Source organism: Actinoplanes couchii, from assembly GCF_016862075.1.
GTDB lineage: Bacteria > Actinomycetota > Actinomycetes > Mycobacteriales > Micromonosporaceae > Actinoplanes > Actinoplanes couchii.
This window is the reverse complement of sequence record NZ_BOMG01000041.1, coordinates 16,796-33,940: the sequence shown is the minus strand read 5'-3', so window position 1 is coordinate 33,940 and position 17,145 is coordinate 16,796. Positions and strand designations below refer to the sequence as shown.

The following is a 17,145-nucleotide window of genomic DNA, read 5'->3' as shown; positions in this document are numbered from 1 at the left end:
GCATCTGGACCGGATGCAGCAGGCCCTCGCCTTCGACGACGCCGACCGGTTGCGGGTCGAGTCGCACCAGCTGATGGGCGTACTGGCCAACCTGGGCGCCACCGACGCGGCGGCCGCCTGCGGGCGGGTCGAGACCGACGCCCGGGCCGGCGACCTGGCCGCGGCGGTGGCCTCGTTCACCGACGCCCGCCCGGCGATCACCACGGCCCGGGCGGCCGCCGTCCGGCTGCGCCGCGCCCCGGTCACGAGGTGAGGGCGCGTTCCTTGCGGTCGGCGTACAGGCTGGTCGCGGTGACCGTGGCCAGCGTGACGCCGATGACGCCCAGGGACGCCGCGGTGGGGATGTCCGGCACACCCGCCCAGATGCCGTGCGCCCAGTGCAGCAGCAGCTTCACCCCGATGAACGCCAGGATCAGCGCCAGCCCGTAGTTCAGGTGCCGCAGCTTGTCCAGCACGCTGTGCAGCACGAAGTAGAGCGCCCGCAGGCCGAGCAGCGCGAACGCGTTGGTGGCGAACACCAGGTACGGGTCCTCGGTCACGCCGTACACCGCGGGCACCGAGTCGACCGCGAACACCAGGTCGGTCACGAACACGGCGACCACCACCAGGGCCATCGGGGTCAGCGCGCGACGGCCGTTCTCCAGCACGGTCAGCTTGCCGCCCTGGTACGTCCCGGTCACCGGCATCAGCCGCCGCATGAACTTCACACTGCGCATGCTGTCGATGTCGACCTGCTGCTCCTCGTGCCGCATCGCCTCGCGGAACACCTTCACCGCGGTCAGCAGCAGGATCCCGCCGAACAGCAGGAACGCCCACGTGCCGCTCTGCAGCACCGCCGCGCCGGCCGCGATGAAGATCGCCCGCAGCACCAGGGCGCCGGCGATGCCGTAGAGCAGCACCCGCTGCGCCAGCTCCGGCGGCACCGCGAACGCGGTCAGCAGCAGCATGAAGACGAACAGGTTGTCCACCGAGAGGGACTTCTCGACCACGTACCCGGTGTAGAACTCCATCGCCGGAGTCCCGCCGTACAGCTGCCAGATCAGCACCCCGAACGCGGCCGGAAGCGCGAGGTAGAACACCGACCAGCCGACCGCCTCGCGCATCGCCACCGCGTGCGGGCGCCGGGTGATGACGAAGTCGATCGCGAGAAGCGCCAGCAGCACGGCGATGCTGATCGCCCACAGCTGTGGAGACGCGATGGATGGCAGGTTTGACACGGTGGAGCCCCCTCGGACACGTGTGATCGTCCGAGGTCTCCCTCACCCGCCCGGCGACCGGATGGGCGAACGGACGAGGGCACTCATGTCGTGCCCGTGATGACCGCCGCGTTCTTTTAGGAGGTACTCCCCTCGCCCCGCACAATAGCCAGCCCCGGGCCGATCTGCCAGGCCAACCTGTGGGTAACCGGTGTGCGTAAGGTGTGCGCACGTGCCAAACCTCACCCCGTGGCGAGCCGTCCTGGCCTTCGGGTTTGTCAGTCTCGCCGCCGACATGGTCTACGAAGGCGCCCGTTCGATCACCGGCCCGCTGCTCGCCGGGCTCGGCGCGTCGGCGCTGGCCGTCGGCCTGATCACCGGGGCGGGAGAGGCGGCCGCGCTGCTGTTCCGGCTGGTCTCCGGCCCGCTCGCGGACCGCACCGCCCGCTACTGGGCGTTGACCATCTTCGGGTACGGGCTGACCGCGATCTGTGTGCCGCTGCTGGCCGTCGCCCCGTTCCTCGGCGGCGCCGGGCTCGCCGTGGCCGCCGTTCTGATCATTTCGGAGCGGATCGGCAAGGCGGTCCGTTCACCGGCCAAGTCGGCACTGCTCGCCGAGGCGGCCGGAGCCGTCGGGCGGGGCCGCGGATTCGCCGTGCACAAGGCCCTCGACCAGGTCGGGGCGTTCGCCGGCCCGCTGATCGTGGCCGGTGTCGTCGCACTCACCGCCGGGGTGATCTGGCCCGCGCCGGCCCTGCTCGCGATCCCCGGGGTGGCGTCGATGATCCTGCTGGTGTGGCTGCGGCCGCGCTTCCCGGCGCCGGCCGCCGTGCACAGGTCGGACGTCGCCGGCGAGGGTCGTCTCCCGGCCCGGTTCCACTGGTTCGCCGCCTCGGCCGGGCTGGCCACCGGCGGCCTGGTCACGTTCGGGCTGATCTCGTTCCACGCCAGCCGGACCGGCCTGATCCCGCTGGCCCTGGTGCCGGTCCTGTACGCCGGGGCGATGGCCGCCGGCGCCCTGTCCGCCCTGGCCAGCGGCCACCTGTACGACAGGTGGGGCGCCCGGGTCCTCTACGCGCTGCCGGTCCTCGCCGCCGCCACCCCCGCGCTCGCCCTCTCCGGCGGCACCGCCGCGATCGTGGCCGGCACGCTGCTCTGGGGCGCCGCCGTCGGCGTGCAGGACTCCACCGTCAAGGCCCTGGTCGCCGACCTGGTGCCGGCCCCGCGCCGGGCCACCGCGTACGGCGTGTTCGCCGCCGTCCAAGGGGTGGCCGCGCTCGGCGGCGGCATCGTCGCCGGCGCCCTCTACGAGCAGTCGCTGACCCTGCTCGCGATCGTGTTCGCGGTCGCCCAGCTGGTCGCGATGATCCTGCTGGCGATCACCCTGCGGAAACGCTGAGCACCCGGTTCAGGAAGTCCAGGCCCTCCCGGACCAGCGGCCCCAGGTCGGCGCCGACAAAACAGTGGTCGGCGCCGGGGACGATGCGCAGTTCGGCGGGGGCCCCGACCGCGGTGAGGCGGCCGTACAACTCGCGGCTCTGCCCGGCCGGGACGACCCGGTCCTGGTCACCGTGCACGATCAACATCGGCGGCGCGTCCGGGGAGACGTAGTGGACCGGGCTCGCGGCCGCCGCCTCCTTCGCCATCTCCTGGACCGGCCCGCCGACCAGCCGGCTCTCCGGCGACTCCGGGGAATCGTGGTCCTGCAGGCCCTCGGGATGGTTCTGGGTCGCCATGGTGAGCAGGTCGCTCGGCCCGTACCAGATGACTCCGGCCCGGACCGCCTCGGCCGGGTCCTCGCCGGTGAGGGTCACCAGCGAGGCCAGGTGCCCGCCCGCCGACTCGCCCCAGATCGCGAACCGCCGCTCGTCCAGCCCCAGGTCGGCGGCGTTGCGGCGCAGCCACCGCACCCCCGCCTTGACGTCGTCCAGCTGGGCCGGGAAGGTGGCCTCGCCGCTGAGCCGGTAGGTGACCCGGGCCAGCGCGTACCCCTCGGCCAGGATCCGGTGGCCGATGCCGGCCGGGGCCAGCTGCGGCCCGTCGTGTTTGTTGCTGCCGAACCGCCAGGCGCCGCCGTGCACCCAGATCACCAGCGGAGACGGGCCCGGGCCGGCGGGCCGGAACAGGTCGAGCGTGAGCGGCCGGAATCCGGGATGCTCGGCGACGATCGCATCGATCACCGGAGCCGGCGGTTCGGGATGAGCCACGAATGCGCAGTGCCCACCCCGGCCCGGCCGAAACGCGCTATTGATGAAAGATGAATCGACGACTGTTGCTCACCGCGGGCTCCGGTGTACTCGGGGTGACCGTCCTCAACACGATCACCGCGTGCTCCCCCAAGGGTGAGACGGCGCCCGCGACCAGCACGGCGGCCTCCGCGAACCCGAACGCGGTGACCGGCGGCTGGCAGCGGGTCAACCTCGACTTCGTCTCCGTCTATCTCCTGGTCCGCGGCGGTGAGGTGGCCGTGGTCGACACCGGCACCCCGGGATCGGCCGCCTCGGTCGAGGACGGGCTGAAGGCGGCCGGGCTGGGCTGGTCCGCGGTCAAGCACGTCATCCTCACCCACCAGCACCAGGACCACGCCGGTGGCCTGGCCGACATGCTGCCGCTGACCGGCGCGGCCCTCTACGCCGGCGAGGCCGACGTGGCCGGGATCGCCGACCCGGGCGGCGGCCGGAAACTGCGGGCGGTCAAGGACGGCGACGAGATCTTCGGACTGCAGATCATCGGTACGCCCGGGCACACCCTCGGACACGTCTCGATCTTCGAACCGGCGACCGGGGTGCTCGTCACCGGCGACGCCCTGCGCAACCAGGACGGGCTGGCCGGTTCCGCCCCGGAGTACACCGCCGACCAGGCCCGGGCCGCCGCGTCGGTGAAGAAACTGTCCGCCCTCGACGTCAAGGCGATCCTGCCCGGCCACGGCGAACCGCTCACCACCGGCGCCCGTGAGGCCCTGCAGAAACTCGCCGCCTCACTGTAAGGATCCTGGCCGGCAACCGTCGCGCACCCGGGCCGCGCGATCGTGAGCCGGTGACCTTGTGGTTGGACGGGAACCGTGGCCGGCGCCGGCTGCTGCTCGCCGGGGTGCTGCTGGCCCTGGCCGCGCCCCTGCTCTCCGGCACGGCGCGGCAGGCCGCCTACGTGGCGGTCTCCGCGACGGCGCTGACGGCTGTCCGGAACGGGCTGCGCCGCTATCCGCGGTCGCGGCGCTGGGCGTGGTGGCCACTCGGCGCGGCGATGCTGTGCTCGGTGGTGGCCAATGCGATCTGGGGCGCCGGAATGGCCGCCGGGATGCCGGTGCCCGACCAGCTGACCGTGGTCGACGTCGTCTACCTGGCGATGTACCCGCTGCTCGCGGCCGGTCTGCTGGCGATGCCGGTGGGTTCCCGCCGGCTCGGCTGGACCGGCATGACCGAGGCCGGGATCATGCTCTGCACCGGGACGGTGCTGGCGTGGACACTGCTCTACAACCCGTTCGTCGACGACTCGGGGCCGTGGCCCGGAGCGGTGAGCGTCCTCGCGTACCCGCTGCTCGATCTCCTGGTCCTGGCCGCCGCGACCCGCATGATCGCCGTGCGCCGGACGCTGACCTGGCCGGACCGCGCTCTGCTGGCCGCGGTGTCGGTGCTGACCGTCGCCGACGTCGTCTACTTCGTCTCCACCGCCACCGGCGGCTCCTGGTCCGGGTCCGGCTGGAGCGCCACCGGCTGGCTGCTCGCCTTCCTGCTGATCGCCGCGGCCGCCTGGCACCCGGAAGCCGCCGGCGTCGCCGTCCCGGACCGCCGCGCCCACGGCCGCAGCCGCCTCAGCCTGGCCGGCGACGTCGGGCTGGTCCTGCTCGGCCCGGCCGCCACCGTCTGGCTGAAACTCACCGAACAGCAGCAGTCACCCCTCGACCTGGTCGACCTGGTCCTGCCGCTGACCACCACCGCGTGCACCGCCCTGCTGCTGGTCCTGCGCCTGATCCACACCGGCGGGCTGGCCGGCCGGCGGGCCGCCGAACTGCGCGAGGCCCAGCGGGAGATGACCCACCGGTCCCGCCACGACGCGCTCACCGGGCTGCCCAACCGCGCCGCGCTGGAGGGGCACCTGACCGGCACGTACGCCGGCGCCCTGATCACCGTCGACCTGGACGGTTTCAAGGACGTCAACGAACGGTTCGGCCACCCCACCGGCGACGCCCTGTTGACGGTGGTCGCCGCCCGGCTGCGCGAGGTGACCGCCGCCGGCGAGACCGCGGCCCGGCTCGGCGGCGACGAGTTCGCGCTGCTCATCCCGGCCGTCGGCACGCTCTCGGCGACCGACCGGGCGGCCTGCCTGCTGTCCCGTCTGCGCGAGCCGATCGAGGCGGCCGGCCACACCCTGCACCTGACCGCCAGCGCCGGGATCCGCGTCTTCGACCGCACCGCCGACCCGGTCTCCGTGCTCGCCGACGCCGACCTGGCGCTCTACGCCGCCAAGGCGGCCGGAAAGGATCAGGCCACGCTGTACGACGTGGCGTTGCGCGTCGAGCAGGCCGAACGGATGCGCCTGCTGGAACGCCTCCGTGAATCCGTCGACGCGGGCGAGTTCGCCGTGCACTACCAGCCGATCGTGTCCCTCGACGACGACCGTCCGGTAGCCGTCGAGGCCCTGGTCCGCTGGACCCCGCCCGGCCGTCCCCCGATCAGCCCCGACCGGTTCATCCCGGCGGCCGAGGACAGCGGCCTGATCGTCGTCCTCGGCGAATGGGTGCTCCGGCAGGCCTGCGCCGACGCGGTCGCCTGGCACCGCCGCTGGGGCACCACCCTCACCGTCAACGTGTCCCCGCGCCAGCTGGTGGACCCGCAGTTCACCACGAAGGCGCTGGCCGCGCTCCGCGACAGCGGCCTGCCGCCGCAGGCCCTCACCCTGGAGATCACCGAGGGGGTCCTGGTCAAGGCCGGGCCCGAGGCCCACCAGGCGTTGCTGCACCTGTCCGCGTTGCGGTCCGAGGGGGTCCGGGTCGCCATCGACGATTTCGGTACGGGCTACTCGTCGCTGGCCTACCTGCGCGATCTGCCCATCGACGTACTGAAGATCGACCGCTCGTTCATGCCGTCCGACAACACCGACACCCAGCAGGCGGCCCTGGTGCGGGCGATCGTCGACCTGGCCGCCGGCCTGGGCCTGACCACGGTCGCCGAGGGCGTCGAGACGGCCGACCACGCCGACCTGCTCCGGGACCTGGGCTGCGAACGGGGCCAGGGCTACCATTTCGCCCGCCCGATCCCGGCCGCCCACCTGACCGCCCTGCTGGCCGACACCGACACCGACACCATCCACCCGGACCCGGCCACGGACCAGGACGCCGCCACCGCCGGTGACGGTGAGTCTGCCCCCGATGGTGTGCGGGCGGGAGGGTAGGGCGGGCGGTGCTGGGGAAGGATTACGGCGTGACCGAGTTGAACCGCGCGCCCGACATCGCCCGGACCGTTGCCACCACGGTTCTGGACCGTGATCCCGGAGTGCTGTCCGCTGTGGACAGCCTCTCCCATCATGTGTTCCTCAGCCCGGACGTCGTGGTGAAAGTCATCGACGCAGGGCAGCACACGCGGCTGGAGCGGGAGATCGCGCTGGCGCCGTTCCTGCCGGAGGGGATCACCGCACCGCTGCTGGTCAGTGGCAACCACCAGGGGTACCGGTACGCCTGTTACACCCGGATGCCGGGGACCGCGCCGGGCATGGACCTGCCGGGTGTCGACGCCGGGACCGCGCGGGCCCTGGCCGTGCAGGCGGTGCACCGGCTCGGGATGCTGCACCGCTGGACGCCCGGGGAGGCCGCCGCGGCGACGTTGCGGGAGACGATCGAGCACGGCGGGTTCGTCAACCGGGCGGGACTGTTCACCCTGATCGAGAACATCCGGGACGCCGACCGGGACGGTGTGGTCGAACCGGCGCTGCTGGACGGGCTGGACCGGATCGCCGAGGGCGCGCCGCTGCACTCGGACACCATCGTGCCGGTGCACGCCGACAGCCACTGGGGGAACTGGCTGGCCGAAGGCGATCAGGTCACGGTGCTGCTGGACTTCGAGTGGGCCCGGTTCGGCGTACCGATGGACGACTGGTTCTTCGTGATCGGGACCAGCGGGCCGCACCGGGACGTGGTCCTGGACGTCGTCGCCGGCGAGACCGGGACCGCGCCCGAACTGATCCGCTACGAGTGCGAGGTCCGGCACGCGACGCACGTGGCCTCGGACATCCTGCTGGCGCTCACCGTGCTCGAGGGGCGCGAGGCCGGGCTCCTGGGAGCCCGGCTACGCGGCTTGAGCGAGATCGTCGTGGACCGCCTCTGGTGGCACTGATCAGGCCGGATCGGGAACCGGACCGTCCGAAGAAGAGGAGGACGCCGGAGAGGGCGTGGGCGCGGGCGGGGGAGACCCCGGCTCGGCCGGGCCCTCGACGGGCGGCCCCGGATCGGTGAGCTGCTCACGCAGGTAGATCCAGAAGACCGCGACGATCGCCGCCGCCGGAACCGCGAGCAGCGCGCCGACGATCCCGTACAGGCTGCTGCCCAGGGTCACCGCCAGCAGCACCACACCGGCGTGCAGGCCCAGGCTGCGGCTCTGCAGCATCGGCTGGAAGACGTTGCCCTCCAGCTGCTGGACGATCACGATGATGGCCAGCACGATCAGCGCGTCGGTCCAGCCGTCGGTGACGAAGGTGATGATGACCGCGACGAACCCGGCGAACAGCGCACCCACGATCGGCACGAACGCGGTGACGAAGGTCAGCACCGCCAGCGGCAGCCACAGGTCCACCCCGAGCACCAGCAGACCGAGACCGATCAGGACCGCGTCGAGCAGGCCGACGATCGCCTGGGATCGGACGAACGAACCGAGCACGTCCCAGCTGCGGCCGGCCACGGTGGGCACGTCGCGGGAGAGCCGGCCGGGCAGCTGCCGGGACAGCCACGGCAGGAACCGCGGGCCGTCCTTGAGGAAGAAGAACATCAGGAACAGCGCGAGTACGGTGTTCAGCAGCCCGTTGAAGAACGAGCCGACCCCGGTCAGCGTGGCCGAGGCGATGCTGCCGACACTCTCCTGCAGCTTGGCGACCCCGGTGTTGAGGTATTCGTTGACCTCGGCGTCGCTGATGTTGAACGGCGGCCCGTTGAGCCAGTCCCGCACCTGCCCGATGCCCTCGACCACCTGATCGGCGAGCTCACCGGACTTCGCGCCGACCGGCAGCGCGATGCCGACGATGGTGCCGATCGCGATCACCAGGAAGAGCAGCGTGACCAGCGCCGCGGCGAGCGCCGGTGGCCAGTTGTGCTTGCGCAGGAACCGCACCGGTGGCCAGGTCAGGGTGGTCAGCAGCAGTGCGATGACGATCGGCCAGATCACCGACCAGGCCTGCCCCAGGATCTGGAAGGCCACCCATGCCATCAGCAGGACCAGCAACACCTGCAACGAGACGCTCGCCGAGGTCCGCAACGTGTTCCTGGTCTTGCGGGAGTTAAGACCGGTACTCATGTGATCACCCTAGAGAAGACAGGCCCGGGACCGCGCGCCGAGACGCGCGATCCGGGCCGGTCTTTCTCAGAGATTGAGCGCGAACTTCAGCAGGTCACCGGTGCGGAACTGGCCGAGCAGGGGTGCGATCGGCGCGCTCGGCCGCCAGAACGGGTTCACGCTCAGGTAACCGGCCCGGTCCATGGCGAGGATTCCGAGGATGACCTCGGCGACGATCCGGCCGCCGACCGGGCCGAGCCGTTGCCCGGCGTACGTCAGCTCGGCCTCCTTGAGGACGTAGAACCAGAGCGGCGCCCTGCCCTTCCAGCCCGGGTTCGCGGCGTCCGGCAGGCCGAGCTCGCCGTTGGTGAGCGGGGTGACGCCCATCCGGGTGGCCACGTCCTGGCCGGACGGCAGGCCGAGCCGGCTGCCGCGCAGCAGGTTGCGTTCGGCCAGCGAGACCACCTCGTCGTCGACCACCGTCGACGGCAGGTTGAACAGCGGCAGCGACAGTGACCCGTCGATGCGCCGGGACTGGTTGCGCGGCGTGCCGGGTTTGCCGGGCACGTCGAAGAAGTGCCACCAGTCGATCTCCAGGTTGGCCGGCAGCGGGCGGTTGCCGCGCAGGTCGAAACCCTCCTGGCCGAAGATCGCGGCGGCGCCGGGCGGGGTGGTGCGGTTGTTCAGCAGGTAACCGGAGCGGACCATGCTGTGCCCGAAGCGGTACGCGGCCACCGAGTACTCGATCGGCATGAACGGCCGGTTCCGGTTGCGCGGCCGGTAGTGCTCGTTGCGGACCCGGCCGAGCCGGCCCAGGTAGCGGCCGATCACCTCGGTGCCGACCACCTTCTCCAGGAAGTCGTGCACGATGATCCACTGGAAGTGCCAGCGGGTCAGCCGCTGGGCGTCGGCCAGGTTGCGGGCGATCCGCCGCTCCAGCAGCCGGTTGTGGAACTTCGCGAACGCCACGTGCAGCTGGGCGACGATCAGGTTCTCGTCGTTGCGGGGATCACCCAGGTAGGCGGCGCCGTCGGCCCGGCGCGGCAGGTCGTCGACACCGTTGGCGTTGCGTACGACACGCAATCGGGTCCGGTCGGCCTCGTAGAGGTCGGGGTCCAGCCGCGGACCGCGACCGTAGAGCGAACCCAGGTCGAAGTGCGGGGTGTCGAAGTTGACCAGGGCCAGCGGGTCGGCCCGGGCCTCGGCGAGCGGCGTCCGGTCCAGGGTCATGTCGTGGTCGATGAACTGGCCGAGGAACGTGAAACCGGCCGGGATCCGCGGGTTGTCGAAGTCGACCGGGTTCGGCCCGGTGGGCTCGCCCATCTGCGCGGCCAGCGAGCGGAGCAGATCCTCCGGCGGCTGGAAGGCGGGGGCGTTCTTGAACATGACGCCGAAGCGGCCCTCCCGGCTCCGGCCGCCCCCGCTCCGGACGGCGATGTCGCATCCGCGGGTGACGGCGGCGACCGCGTGTTTCCAGTCGCGCGGCGCACGGGGCGCGGCATGGGCGGCGGCGCCACCGAAGGGGCAGCCCCCCGCGGAGACGGCGGAAGCCGCGACGGCAGCCGCCGCGCTTCCGGCGAGAACGGTGCGGCGCTCGATGGTCATGTCAGCCATGTGGGCTCCTAGATGGCTCGGGTGCCCAGGAAGGTAGCCAGACATCGGCAGATATTGCGATACAAGACGGCGACAAGCGGCCAATACCGACTGGACGGGTTAAACCGACACGTCAGCCTTCGATTCCGACGGGGCAACGCCCGCAACCGACCCGTCGGTAGGACGTTAGAGAGCGGCCCCCGGAACCGACGGTTCCAGGGGCCGCTCTCTCCACGGTGGTGACTAGCTCGCCGAGGTGGAGGCGGGCTGGCCGGTGATCTCCTCGGTGCGGCTGCCCGCGGCGTGCCGGGGAGAGGCGGTGCGGGCCGAGGTGACCAGCAGCAGGCCGACGATCAGCAGGATCACGCCGAGCGTGGACAGGCCGATCGGCACGTACCGGCTGATCAGCAGGACCTGCGCCTTGGTCGCGCTCGCCGACTCGACACTGTTCGCGACGGTCTGGTCGGTGTACACGAAGACACCGTTGAGCAGCTCGGTCGGCTGGCCGGTGCTCGGGACCAGCTTCTTGTTCTGCTGCTCCTGCACCTTGATGAAGGTGCCGCCGACCGGCTCGACCCAGATGGTGCGGGTGTTGGAGTAGACGACCTGACCGCTCGTCGCGTCCGGGCCCGCGAACGCGCCGAGCAGCGACTTGATCCGGTCCTCGTCGAAGTCGAGGGCCGTCTCCGGGATGGCCTGCTCGAACTTGTAGGTCTCCAGACCCTGGATCGACTCGATGCCCTTGAACTCGATCGGGAAGGTCCGCTTCAGGTCCCGGTCGAAGTACTGGTACGTCTTCTGTTCCGTGTTGAACGGGAACTTGTAGAGCTGCCCGCTGAAGCCGACGGTCTCGACCTCCGCGGTGGTGTCCAGGCCCTTGGCGACGTCGTCGAGCTCCTGGCCGGGCCACTTGATGGCGCCCGCGGTCTGCCGGTCCAGGGCCAGGCGTGCCTCGTACGCGCTGACGACCTTGTCCTTCTCGGTCCAGATCACCGTGCCGAACGCGTTCCAGATGACCGTGTTGTCATCGATGGCGCCGTTCTTGATCTCGTTGTTCGTGGTGTCCACGAGCGGCTTGATCTCGGTGGTGGACTGGAGGGTGCCCGTCGCGATCTCGACGACCGGGGTGGTCCCGCCCTCGGTGTTCAGGAATCGGGCGTTCTTGGCCTCCGCGACGCTCGGCTTCAGGCAGTCCTCGGTGACCTCCGGGGTGCACAATTTCAGGTCGTAGGGCAGCCGGGCCGCCGACGGCGCCACGTAGAACGCGACACCCGCCGCCAACACCACGGCGAAAAAGCCGATGCCGAACAGCACGGCACCCAGACGAGCTTTCACTGATCCTCCTATCCAGACGGCCGACCGCTGTCCCCATCAAGGGCGCCGTCGCCGATAATGACCGGAGGTTACTCGCCGGTTACATGCTTTCGGAACCCTTGGACGGCACATGTCTGCACCGATTTCTACGCCTACCCTGCATCGTGTCCCGGCCCTGGATGTGGTCCGGGTGATCGGTTCGGTGGCGGTAGTCGGACATCACGTCGGCTTCGCGACCGGCGTCAATACCTCAGGCGGCGATTGGGGCGGCTGGCTGGCGCGCTTGGACGCCGGCGTCGCCGTGTTCTTCGTACTCTCCGGATTCCTGTTGTTCCGTCCGTGGGTGCACGGGAAAACGACCGGAAAGGCGCGCCCGGCCACCGGAAGGTATCTGTGGCGCCGGGCCATGCGGATCCTGCCCGCCTACTGGGTGGCCGTCACGGTCTGCCTGCTCGTCCTGCCGCGCAACGCGGACGTCGACCGCACCGACTGGATCCAGCATTTCACGTTCACCCAGATCTACCAGGCCGGCGACCTCAAGCACGGCCTGAGCCAGACCTGGAGCCTGGCCACCGAGGTCGTCTTCTACCTGCTGCTGCCGTTGTTCGGCCTGCTGCTGACGGCCGGCAAGCCGCGGACGCCGGGCCGGCCGTGGGCGATCGTGGTCGTCTCGGTGCTGGTCACCGGGGTCTGGGTGGGCCTGATCGGGAACGGGACGTTCACACCGACCCCGCACACGATGTGGCTGCCGGCCTACGCCACCTGGTTCGGCGCCGGCATGCTGCTGGCCACCGTGCACGTGGCGCTGCAGGACGGCCGGATGCGGCGCTGGGCGTTCCTGGACGCGATGGCCGCCGCCCCGCTGGCCTGCTGGACGGCCTCGGTGGCGCTGTTCGCGATCTCCACCACCCCGGTGGCCGGCCCGTTCGGGCTGAGCGAGCCGAGCGCCGGTGAGTTCGCCGTCAAACTGGCCCTGTACATGCTGCTGGCGGTGCTGATCGTGGTGCCGCTGGCGTTCGGCCCGCCGACCCGGACCAAGCAGGTTCTCGGCGGCGGGACCGTCCGCTGGCTCGGTGCGGTCTCCTACGGCCTGTTCCTCTGGCACCCCTTCGTGCTGGAGTCGATCTACTGGGTGACCGGGCGGCCGGAGTTCACCGGCTCGTTCGCCGAGACGTTCGCGCTGACCGTGGGCGGCGGGCTGGTGCTCGCCGCCCTCTCCTACTACCTGATCGAGGAGCCCTGCCAGCGCTTGAGCCACCGCTGGCCGCGCCCGCCGCGGTTGAGCAGCACCGAGAGCCAGAGCAGCACGGCGCAGCCCAGCGCGGTCAGCTGAGGCAGGGCGGCGGTGTGCCCGCCGAGGCGCACCGCCGACCAGCCCGCGGCGGCGAAGAAGACCACCGGCAGCAGCCACGCGGTGAGCCGGCTGAGCCAGGTGATCCGGCTGCGGTCGTACGTCCCGAAGTACGGCCGCAGCACCCGCAGCATCAGCAGCCCGGCCACCGTGATCGCGGCCAGTCCCGCCGCCGCGACCCCACCGACCAGGAGCAGGGCCACCCCACCGAAGATTGCCGGTACGACCAGACGCCGCCGTACCCGGACCACCGGAACCGTGGTCCCGTTCCCGGGCCAGCGGCGTGATCCGGACAGCAGCGCCACCATCACCACCCCGGCGAGCAACCCGGCGCCCACGCCCATCGCCAGGGTGTAGACCCGGTCCGGCGCGAAGCGCATCTCCACCTCACCGGACGCGCCGGCCGGCACGATCCAGGCCTGCTGCCAGCCGTCCACCACCAGGCTCGGCAGTCGCTTGCCGTCGAGGGTGGCCACCCAGCCGGGGTTGGTGTTCTCCCGCAGCGCCAGCACCCGCTGCTGCGACCACCGGCTCAGGTTGACCCGGCGCTCGGTCGCCGACCACGTGTCGATCCGTACCGGCGTCCGGACCGGCTCGGTGGTGACCGCGTACCGCGCCGGGCGCAGTCCGTTGGCCGCGCCGGCAGCGGCCGGTTTCGCGGCCCGGGGGGTGAGCGCGACCTGGATCGGCACCGCCACCGCCGACGGGGTGGCCAGCACCCGGGTCTCCCCGGCGGCGACCGGCACCGCGGCGGTGGCGCCGGCGCCGCACACCACGGCGTCCACCTCCCGCAGCTGGAGCAGGTCCCGCCGGTTGGCGACCAGCGACGTCTGCCGGACGGTGCCGTCGACGGTGACCTTCGGCCCGCTGCCGCAGCCGAGCTCGACCCGGGCGATCGCCGGGTTCTGGACCGGCACCTGGTCGGGCAGCGCGGTGAACTCGCTGACCCCGACCGGGAGGACCCGCTGGACGTTGCGGTACGGGTCGTAGGTGGCCGCCGGCACCGAGTCGGAGATGACCACGGTCATCTCGTCGGAGGTCATCGGCGGGTTGAAGACCAGGGTGCCGCCCTCGTCCAGGAAACCGGTCCGGATGTCGCTGTCGCCGATCACGGTGACCTTCCACGGGCGGGCCGCCGCGGTGCCCTCGGTGAGGGTCAGGCGTACCCCGCGGATCTCCCGGCGGGCCGGCCAGACCAGCCGCAGCCAGGGTTCCCGGTCCTCGTCGGAGGCGAACCAGGTGGTGCCGGGGTCGCCGTCGGAGACCGCGCCGGGCCGGGCCGCCGGCTCCGGCACGCCGACGCTGGAAGCGGTGACGGTGGGCCGGATGCCCCGCGCGACGGCCGCCTTGCCACCGGCGTCGAGCAGGGCGTTCAGCGCCGCGCCGGGACGTGGCCGGGCCCGTACCGTCAGGTCGTAGGAACCGGCCACCGGCTGGGTGGTGACCCGGTTGAGCTCCGAGCCGTCCTCCGAGGTCCGGGCCAGGTCACCGTTGCAGACGGCCCGGTCGTCCTCGTCGAAGTAGCAGGCAGGCACGGTCGGGGCGGCGGTGAACACCATGCCCGGCGCGGTCCCGGCGAGCGGGGACGCGGGGGTCCGCAGGACACGTTCCGCCGACATGCCGGGCAGCACGAGTTCGCTGATGCCGACCCCGCCGAAGCCGAGGCGCCTGTCGAACACCTCGTCGAAGGAGATCCGCAGCCGGTCGGTGGGGACGGTGCCGCTGAGCACGACGTTGGTCGGGGCGTTGGTGCCGACGTTGCGGCTGACCGGCGCGTTCTGCCCGGCGGTCACGGTGATCCGGGCCGGCACCGAGTCGGTGCCCAGGTCGAAGGTGATCCGGGCGGACCGGACCACCCGGGGCGTGGTGAACCGCACCTCGAACCACTGCTCGGTGGCGATGGTCCCGGGCGCCGACCGCCAGGACGTGCCCGGCTCGCCGTCGACCGCCGCGTACGGCAGGTAGCCGGGCCTCGATCCGGTCAGCGGCTGGGCGTCGGAGAAGGCGCTGGACGCGACCACGTCCTCGATGCCCCGGTACTCGGCGACCGTCTCGTGGCCGTCGGCCCACTCCGGCAGGTAGTCCCGGGCCGGTGCGCCGAGGCGGGCCTGGTCACCGGCCTGCATGGTGGCCGAGGCGCTGTCGTGGGCGAGACCGAAGGCCACCTCCTTGCGACGCAACCCGTCGGTGGTCAGCACCGGGCCGTCCGGGGTCTCCTCGGTGCGGTCCCCGGCCAGCACCACCGGGCCCGCCGGCAGCACCCCGGCGGCGGCCGCGGCCAGCACCGACTCCGGCCCGCCGACCACCGTGGTCAGGGCCGACGCGTCGTACGCCACCACCGGATCGGTCTCCTCGCCGACCTCCCAGATCTCCAGCGTCCGCACCTGCACGTCGAAGCCGTTGTCCACGTAGATGCCGGGCAGGTGACCGCCGCCCACCGACGGGCCGAACGACTTGATCTGACGCAGCCCCGGGGAGCGGGACAGCGCCTGCTTGACGATGACCGGCTGGGTGGCGCCGGACCGGCCGTAGTTCAGATCGGAGCGCAGCAGCAGGTAGCGCACGCCGGAACGGCGCAGGTACTCGGCCAGCCCCGGCGATCCGGAACCACTGCTCAGGGTCTGCTCGATGGCGTCCAGCACCCGGACGGTGGCCGGTGGCGTCAGCGGGATCGAACTGCGCACACCCCAGCGCTTGTCCAGCAGCGGCTGGGTGATCTCGTCGCTCGGGCTGCCCCACAGGTACCGCGGGAACCGTGACCCGGGCACCACCAGCACGTGCTCCTGGTCCAGGTTCTTGTTGAGCCACGCGGACGCGTCCCGCCAGTACCCGGGCACACTGGCGAAACTGCCCTGGGCGGCCAGCCCGCCGCCGAGCGCCGGGGCGGCCACGCCGAGGATCGCCACGGCGGCGACGCCGGTGACCGCGACCGCGCGCAGCTGGGCGAGCCGCAGCTGCGGGGCCGGGGCGGTGGCCGCGGCCCGGCCGGCCAGCGCCAGCAGGTGGGCCATGCCGAGGATCAACGGCAGCCGGAGTACGACGTCGAACTTGTGCACGTTGCGCAGCGGCGCCCCGGCGGCGTCCAGGAACGCCCGCTGCGCCTCGGGCAGGAACCCGGCGACCGCGCCGACGTGCCCCAGCCCGACCAGGGCCAGCCCGCACAGCAGGCCGGTGATCAGGAACCAGCGGTGCGGCATCCCGCGCCGGGCCAGTCCGGCGACACCCAGCCCGGCGACGACCAGGGTGGCCAGGATCAGCGACTGCTCGGTGGCGATCCGCCAGCCGGCCGTCCACGGGGCGCCGAACGAGCTGGACAGGTACGCGTGCCAGTGCGACGCCCCGCGTAGCACCGACACCATGTCGGTCGGCGCGGTGGTCACGTCCGCGGTCTCGATGTAGTCCAGGAACGGCGGGCTGTACCGGCCCAGCACCAGCAGCGGGATCAGCCACCAGGCGGTGGCGCAGGCGACCGCGACACCCCAGGCCAGCAGCGCCTTGACCCGCCGGGAGAACGGGTGCAGCCCGGCCAGCCACAGCCCGGCCAGCGGCACCACGGCCAGCACCGCCGTCGCGTTCACCCCGCCGGCGCAGGCCACCGCGACCGCCGAGCAGGTCACCGCCCGGATGATCGGCTTACCGTGCGCCAGCCCGACCAGCGGGATCAGCACCCACGGGGCGATCGCGCTGGGCCAGGCCTCGACCGAGATCGGGCCCAGCTCGGTGATCATGCGGGGGGAGAGGGCGAACGCGACACCGGCCAGCAGCCGGGTCCACGGCGAGCCGATGTTCAGGCGCTCGGCCAGTTTCACCACACCGGTGCAGGCCATGATCATCACGACCGACCACCACAGGCGCTGGATGATCCAGGCGGGCAGGGCGGCGGTCTTGCCGGCCAGGAAGAAGGCACCCATGGGCCAGAGGTAGCCGTACGCCTGATTCTGCAGTTGCCCGAACGTCCCGCTCGGATCCCAGACGCTGAGCGCCCGGCTCAGCCACCCGGCCGGATCGACCGCGAGGTCGACCTTGGTGTCGATGACGATCTGTCCCGGGTCCTGGAGAAACGCGAGCGCGGTGAGGCCGAGACAGACGGTGACCAGACGCATCCGCCAGACGGCGGCCGCTGCGGGGGCGGCCGGAGCGGGCTCGAGCATGTTTCTCCCTGTTCCGCCATTGCGGAGTTACTGGACAACCCCATAGTGTGACGCGACCCGCG

12 protein-coding genes are annotated in these 17,145 nt (G+C 71.9%); 6 read left to right on the top strand and 6 right to left on the bottom strand.

Annotated elements, in window-relative coordinates; all coding sequences use genetic code 11:
- The first annotated feature begins 13 nt into the window (after positions 1-13).
- Positions 14-253: an Hpt domain-containing protein gene (locus tag Aco03nite_RS14185; RefSeq protein WP_203795640.1), complete on the top strand. Its 240-nt coding sequence runs from the start codon at positions 14-16 to the stop codon at positions 251-253.
- Here the strand turns inward: Aco03nite_RS14185 and Aco03nite_RS14180 are convergent.
- The gene (locus tag Aco03nite_RS14180; protein WP_203795547.1) at positions 243-1,217 is read right to left on the bottom strand and encodes a TerC/Alx family metal homeostasis membrane protein; all 975 of its coding nucleotides are present in this window, start codon (positions 1,215-1,217) and stop codon (positions 243-245) included. The two genes, Aco03nite_RS14185 and Aco03nite_RS14180, sit on opposite strands and share 11 nt — an antisense overlap.
- Before the next feature lie 211 nt (positions 1,218-1,428).
- Between Aco03nite_RS14180 and Aco03nite_RS14175 the strand changes: the two genes are divergently transcribed.
- Complete coding sequence (locus Aco03nite_RS14175) at positions 1,429-2,595, top strand: MFS transporter (protein WP_239145152.1); 1,167 nt, start codon at positions 1,429-1,431, stop codon at positions 2,593-2,595.
- On the opposite strand, the gene Aco03nite_RS14170 is transcribed toward Aco03nite_RS14175, so the two are convergent.
- Positions 2,576-3,376: an alpha/beta hydrolase gene (locus Aco03nite_RS14170; protein ID WP_203795546.1), complete on the bottom strand. Its 801-nt coding sequence runs from the start codon at positions 3,374-3,376 to the stop codon at positions 2,576-2,578. The genes Aco03nite_RS14175 and Aco03nite_RS14170 overlap by 20 nt on opposite strands.
- A gap of 77 nt (positions 3,377-3,453) precedes the next feature.
- Here Aco03nite_RS14170 and Aco03nite_RS14165 point away from each other — a divergent pair, with 77 nt between their 5' ends.
- From Aco03nite_RS14165 to Aco03nite_RS14155, 3 genes are read left to right on the top strand one after another with little or no spacing between them, the layout of a single operon-like run.
- Positions 3,454-4,182: an MBL fold metallo-hydrolase gene (locus Aco03nite_RS14165; RefSeq protein ID WP_203795545.1), complete on the top strand. Its 729-nt coding sequence runs from the start codon at positions 3,454-3,456 to the stop codon at positions 4,180-4,182.
- 50 nt (positions 4,183-4,232) lie between these two features.
- Positions 4,233-6,587: a putative bifunctional diguanylate cyclase/phosphodiesterase gene (locus tag Aco03nite_RS54060; protein WP_203795544.1), complete on the top strand. Its 2,355-nt coding sequence runs from the start codon at positions 4,233-4,235 to the stop codon at positions 6,585-6,587.
- Between the two features lie 29 nt (positions 6,588-6,616).
- Entirely contained in the window at positions 6,617-7,525 is a 909-nt protein-coding gene (locus Aco03nite_RS14155; RefSeq protein ID WP_203795543.1) for a protein kinase family protein, read from the top strand.
- Here Aco03nite_RS14155 and Aco03nite_RS14150 read toward each other — a convergent pair whose 3' ends face one another.
- The 3 genes from Aco03nite_RS14150 to pgfA form a co-directional block, all read right to left on the bottom strand.
- Complete coding sequence (locus tag Aco03nite_RS14150) at positions 7,526-8,695, bottom strand: AI-2E family transporter (protein ID WP_203795542.1); 1,170 nt, start codon at positions 8,693-8,695, stop codon at positions 7,526-7,528.
- 66 nt (positions 8,696-8,761) lie between these two features.
- The gene (locus Aco03nite_RS14145) at positions 8,762-10,288 is read right to left on the bottom strand and encodes a peroxidase family protein (protein ID WP_203795541.1); all 1,527 of its coding nucleotides are present in this window, start codon (positions 10,286-10,288) and stop codon (positions 8,762-8,764) included.
- A gap of 222 nt (positions 10,289-10,510) precedes the next feature.
- Complete coding sequence (gene pgfA / locus Aco03nite_RS14140; RefSeq protein ID WP_203795540.1) at positions 10,511-11,602, bottom strand: cell envelope lipid trafficking protein PgfA; 1,092 nt, start codon at positions 11,600-11,602, stop codon at positions 10,511-10,513.
- 109 nt (positions 11,603-11,711) lie between these two features.
- Between pgfA and Aco03nite_RS14135 the strand changes: the two genes are divergently transcribed.
- Complete coding sequence (locus Aco03nite_RS14135; RefSeq protein WP_203795539.1) at positions 11,712-12,914, top strand: acyltransferase family protein; 1,203 nt, start codon at positions 11,712-11,714, stop codon at positions 12,912-12,914.
- Here the strand turns inward: Aco03nite_RS14135 and Aco03nite_RS14130 are convergent.
- Positions 12,803-17,083 (bottom strand): DUF3367 domain-containing protein, encoded by a 4,281-nt coding sequence (locus Aco03nite_RS14130; protein WP_203795538.1) that lies wholly within the window; start codon positions 17,081-17,083, stop codon positions 12,803-12,805. The two genes, Aco03nite_RS14135 and Aco03nite_RS14130, sit on opposite strands and share 112 nt — an antisense overlap.
- Positions 17,084-17,145 lie beyond the last annotated feature (62 nt).

Bases quoted from the DNA above. Each gene is read 5' to 3' on its own strand.
- Aco03nite_RS14135 (WP_203795539.1), top strand. From the start codon at position 11,712: ATGTCTGCACCGATTTCTACGCCTACCCTGCATCGTGTCCCGGCCCTG.
- Aco03nite_RS14150 (WP_203795542.1), bottom strand. From the start codon at position 8,695: ATGAGTACCGGTCTTAACTCCCGCAAGACCAGGAACACGTTGCGGACC.
- Aco03nite_RS14145 (WP_203795541.1), bottom strand. From the start codon at position 10,288: ATGGCTGACATGACCATCGAGCGCCGCACCGTTCTCGCCGGAAGCGCG.
- Aco03nite_RS14185 (WP_203795640.1), top strand. From the start codon at position 14: ATGCAGCAGGCCCTCGCCTTCGACGACGCCGACCGGTTGCGGGTCGAG.
- Aco03nite_RS14165 (WP_203795545.1), top strand. From the start codon at position 3,454: ATGAATCGACGACTGTTGCTCACCGCGGGCTCCGGTGTACTCGGGGTG.
- Aco03nite_RS14130 (WP_203795538.1), bottom strand. From the start codon at position 17,083: ATGCTCGAGCCCGCTCCGGCCGCCCCCGCAGCGGCCGCCGTCTGGCGG.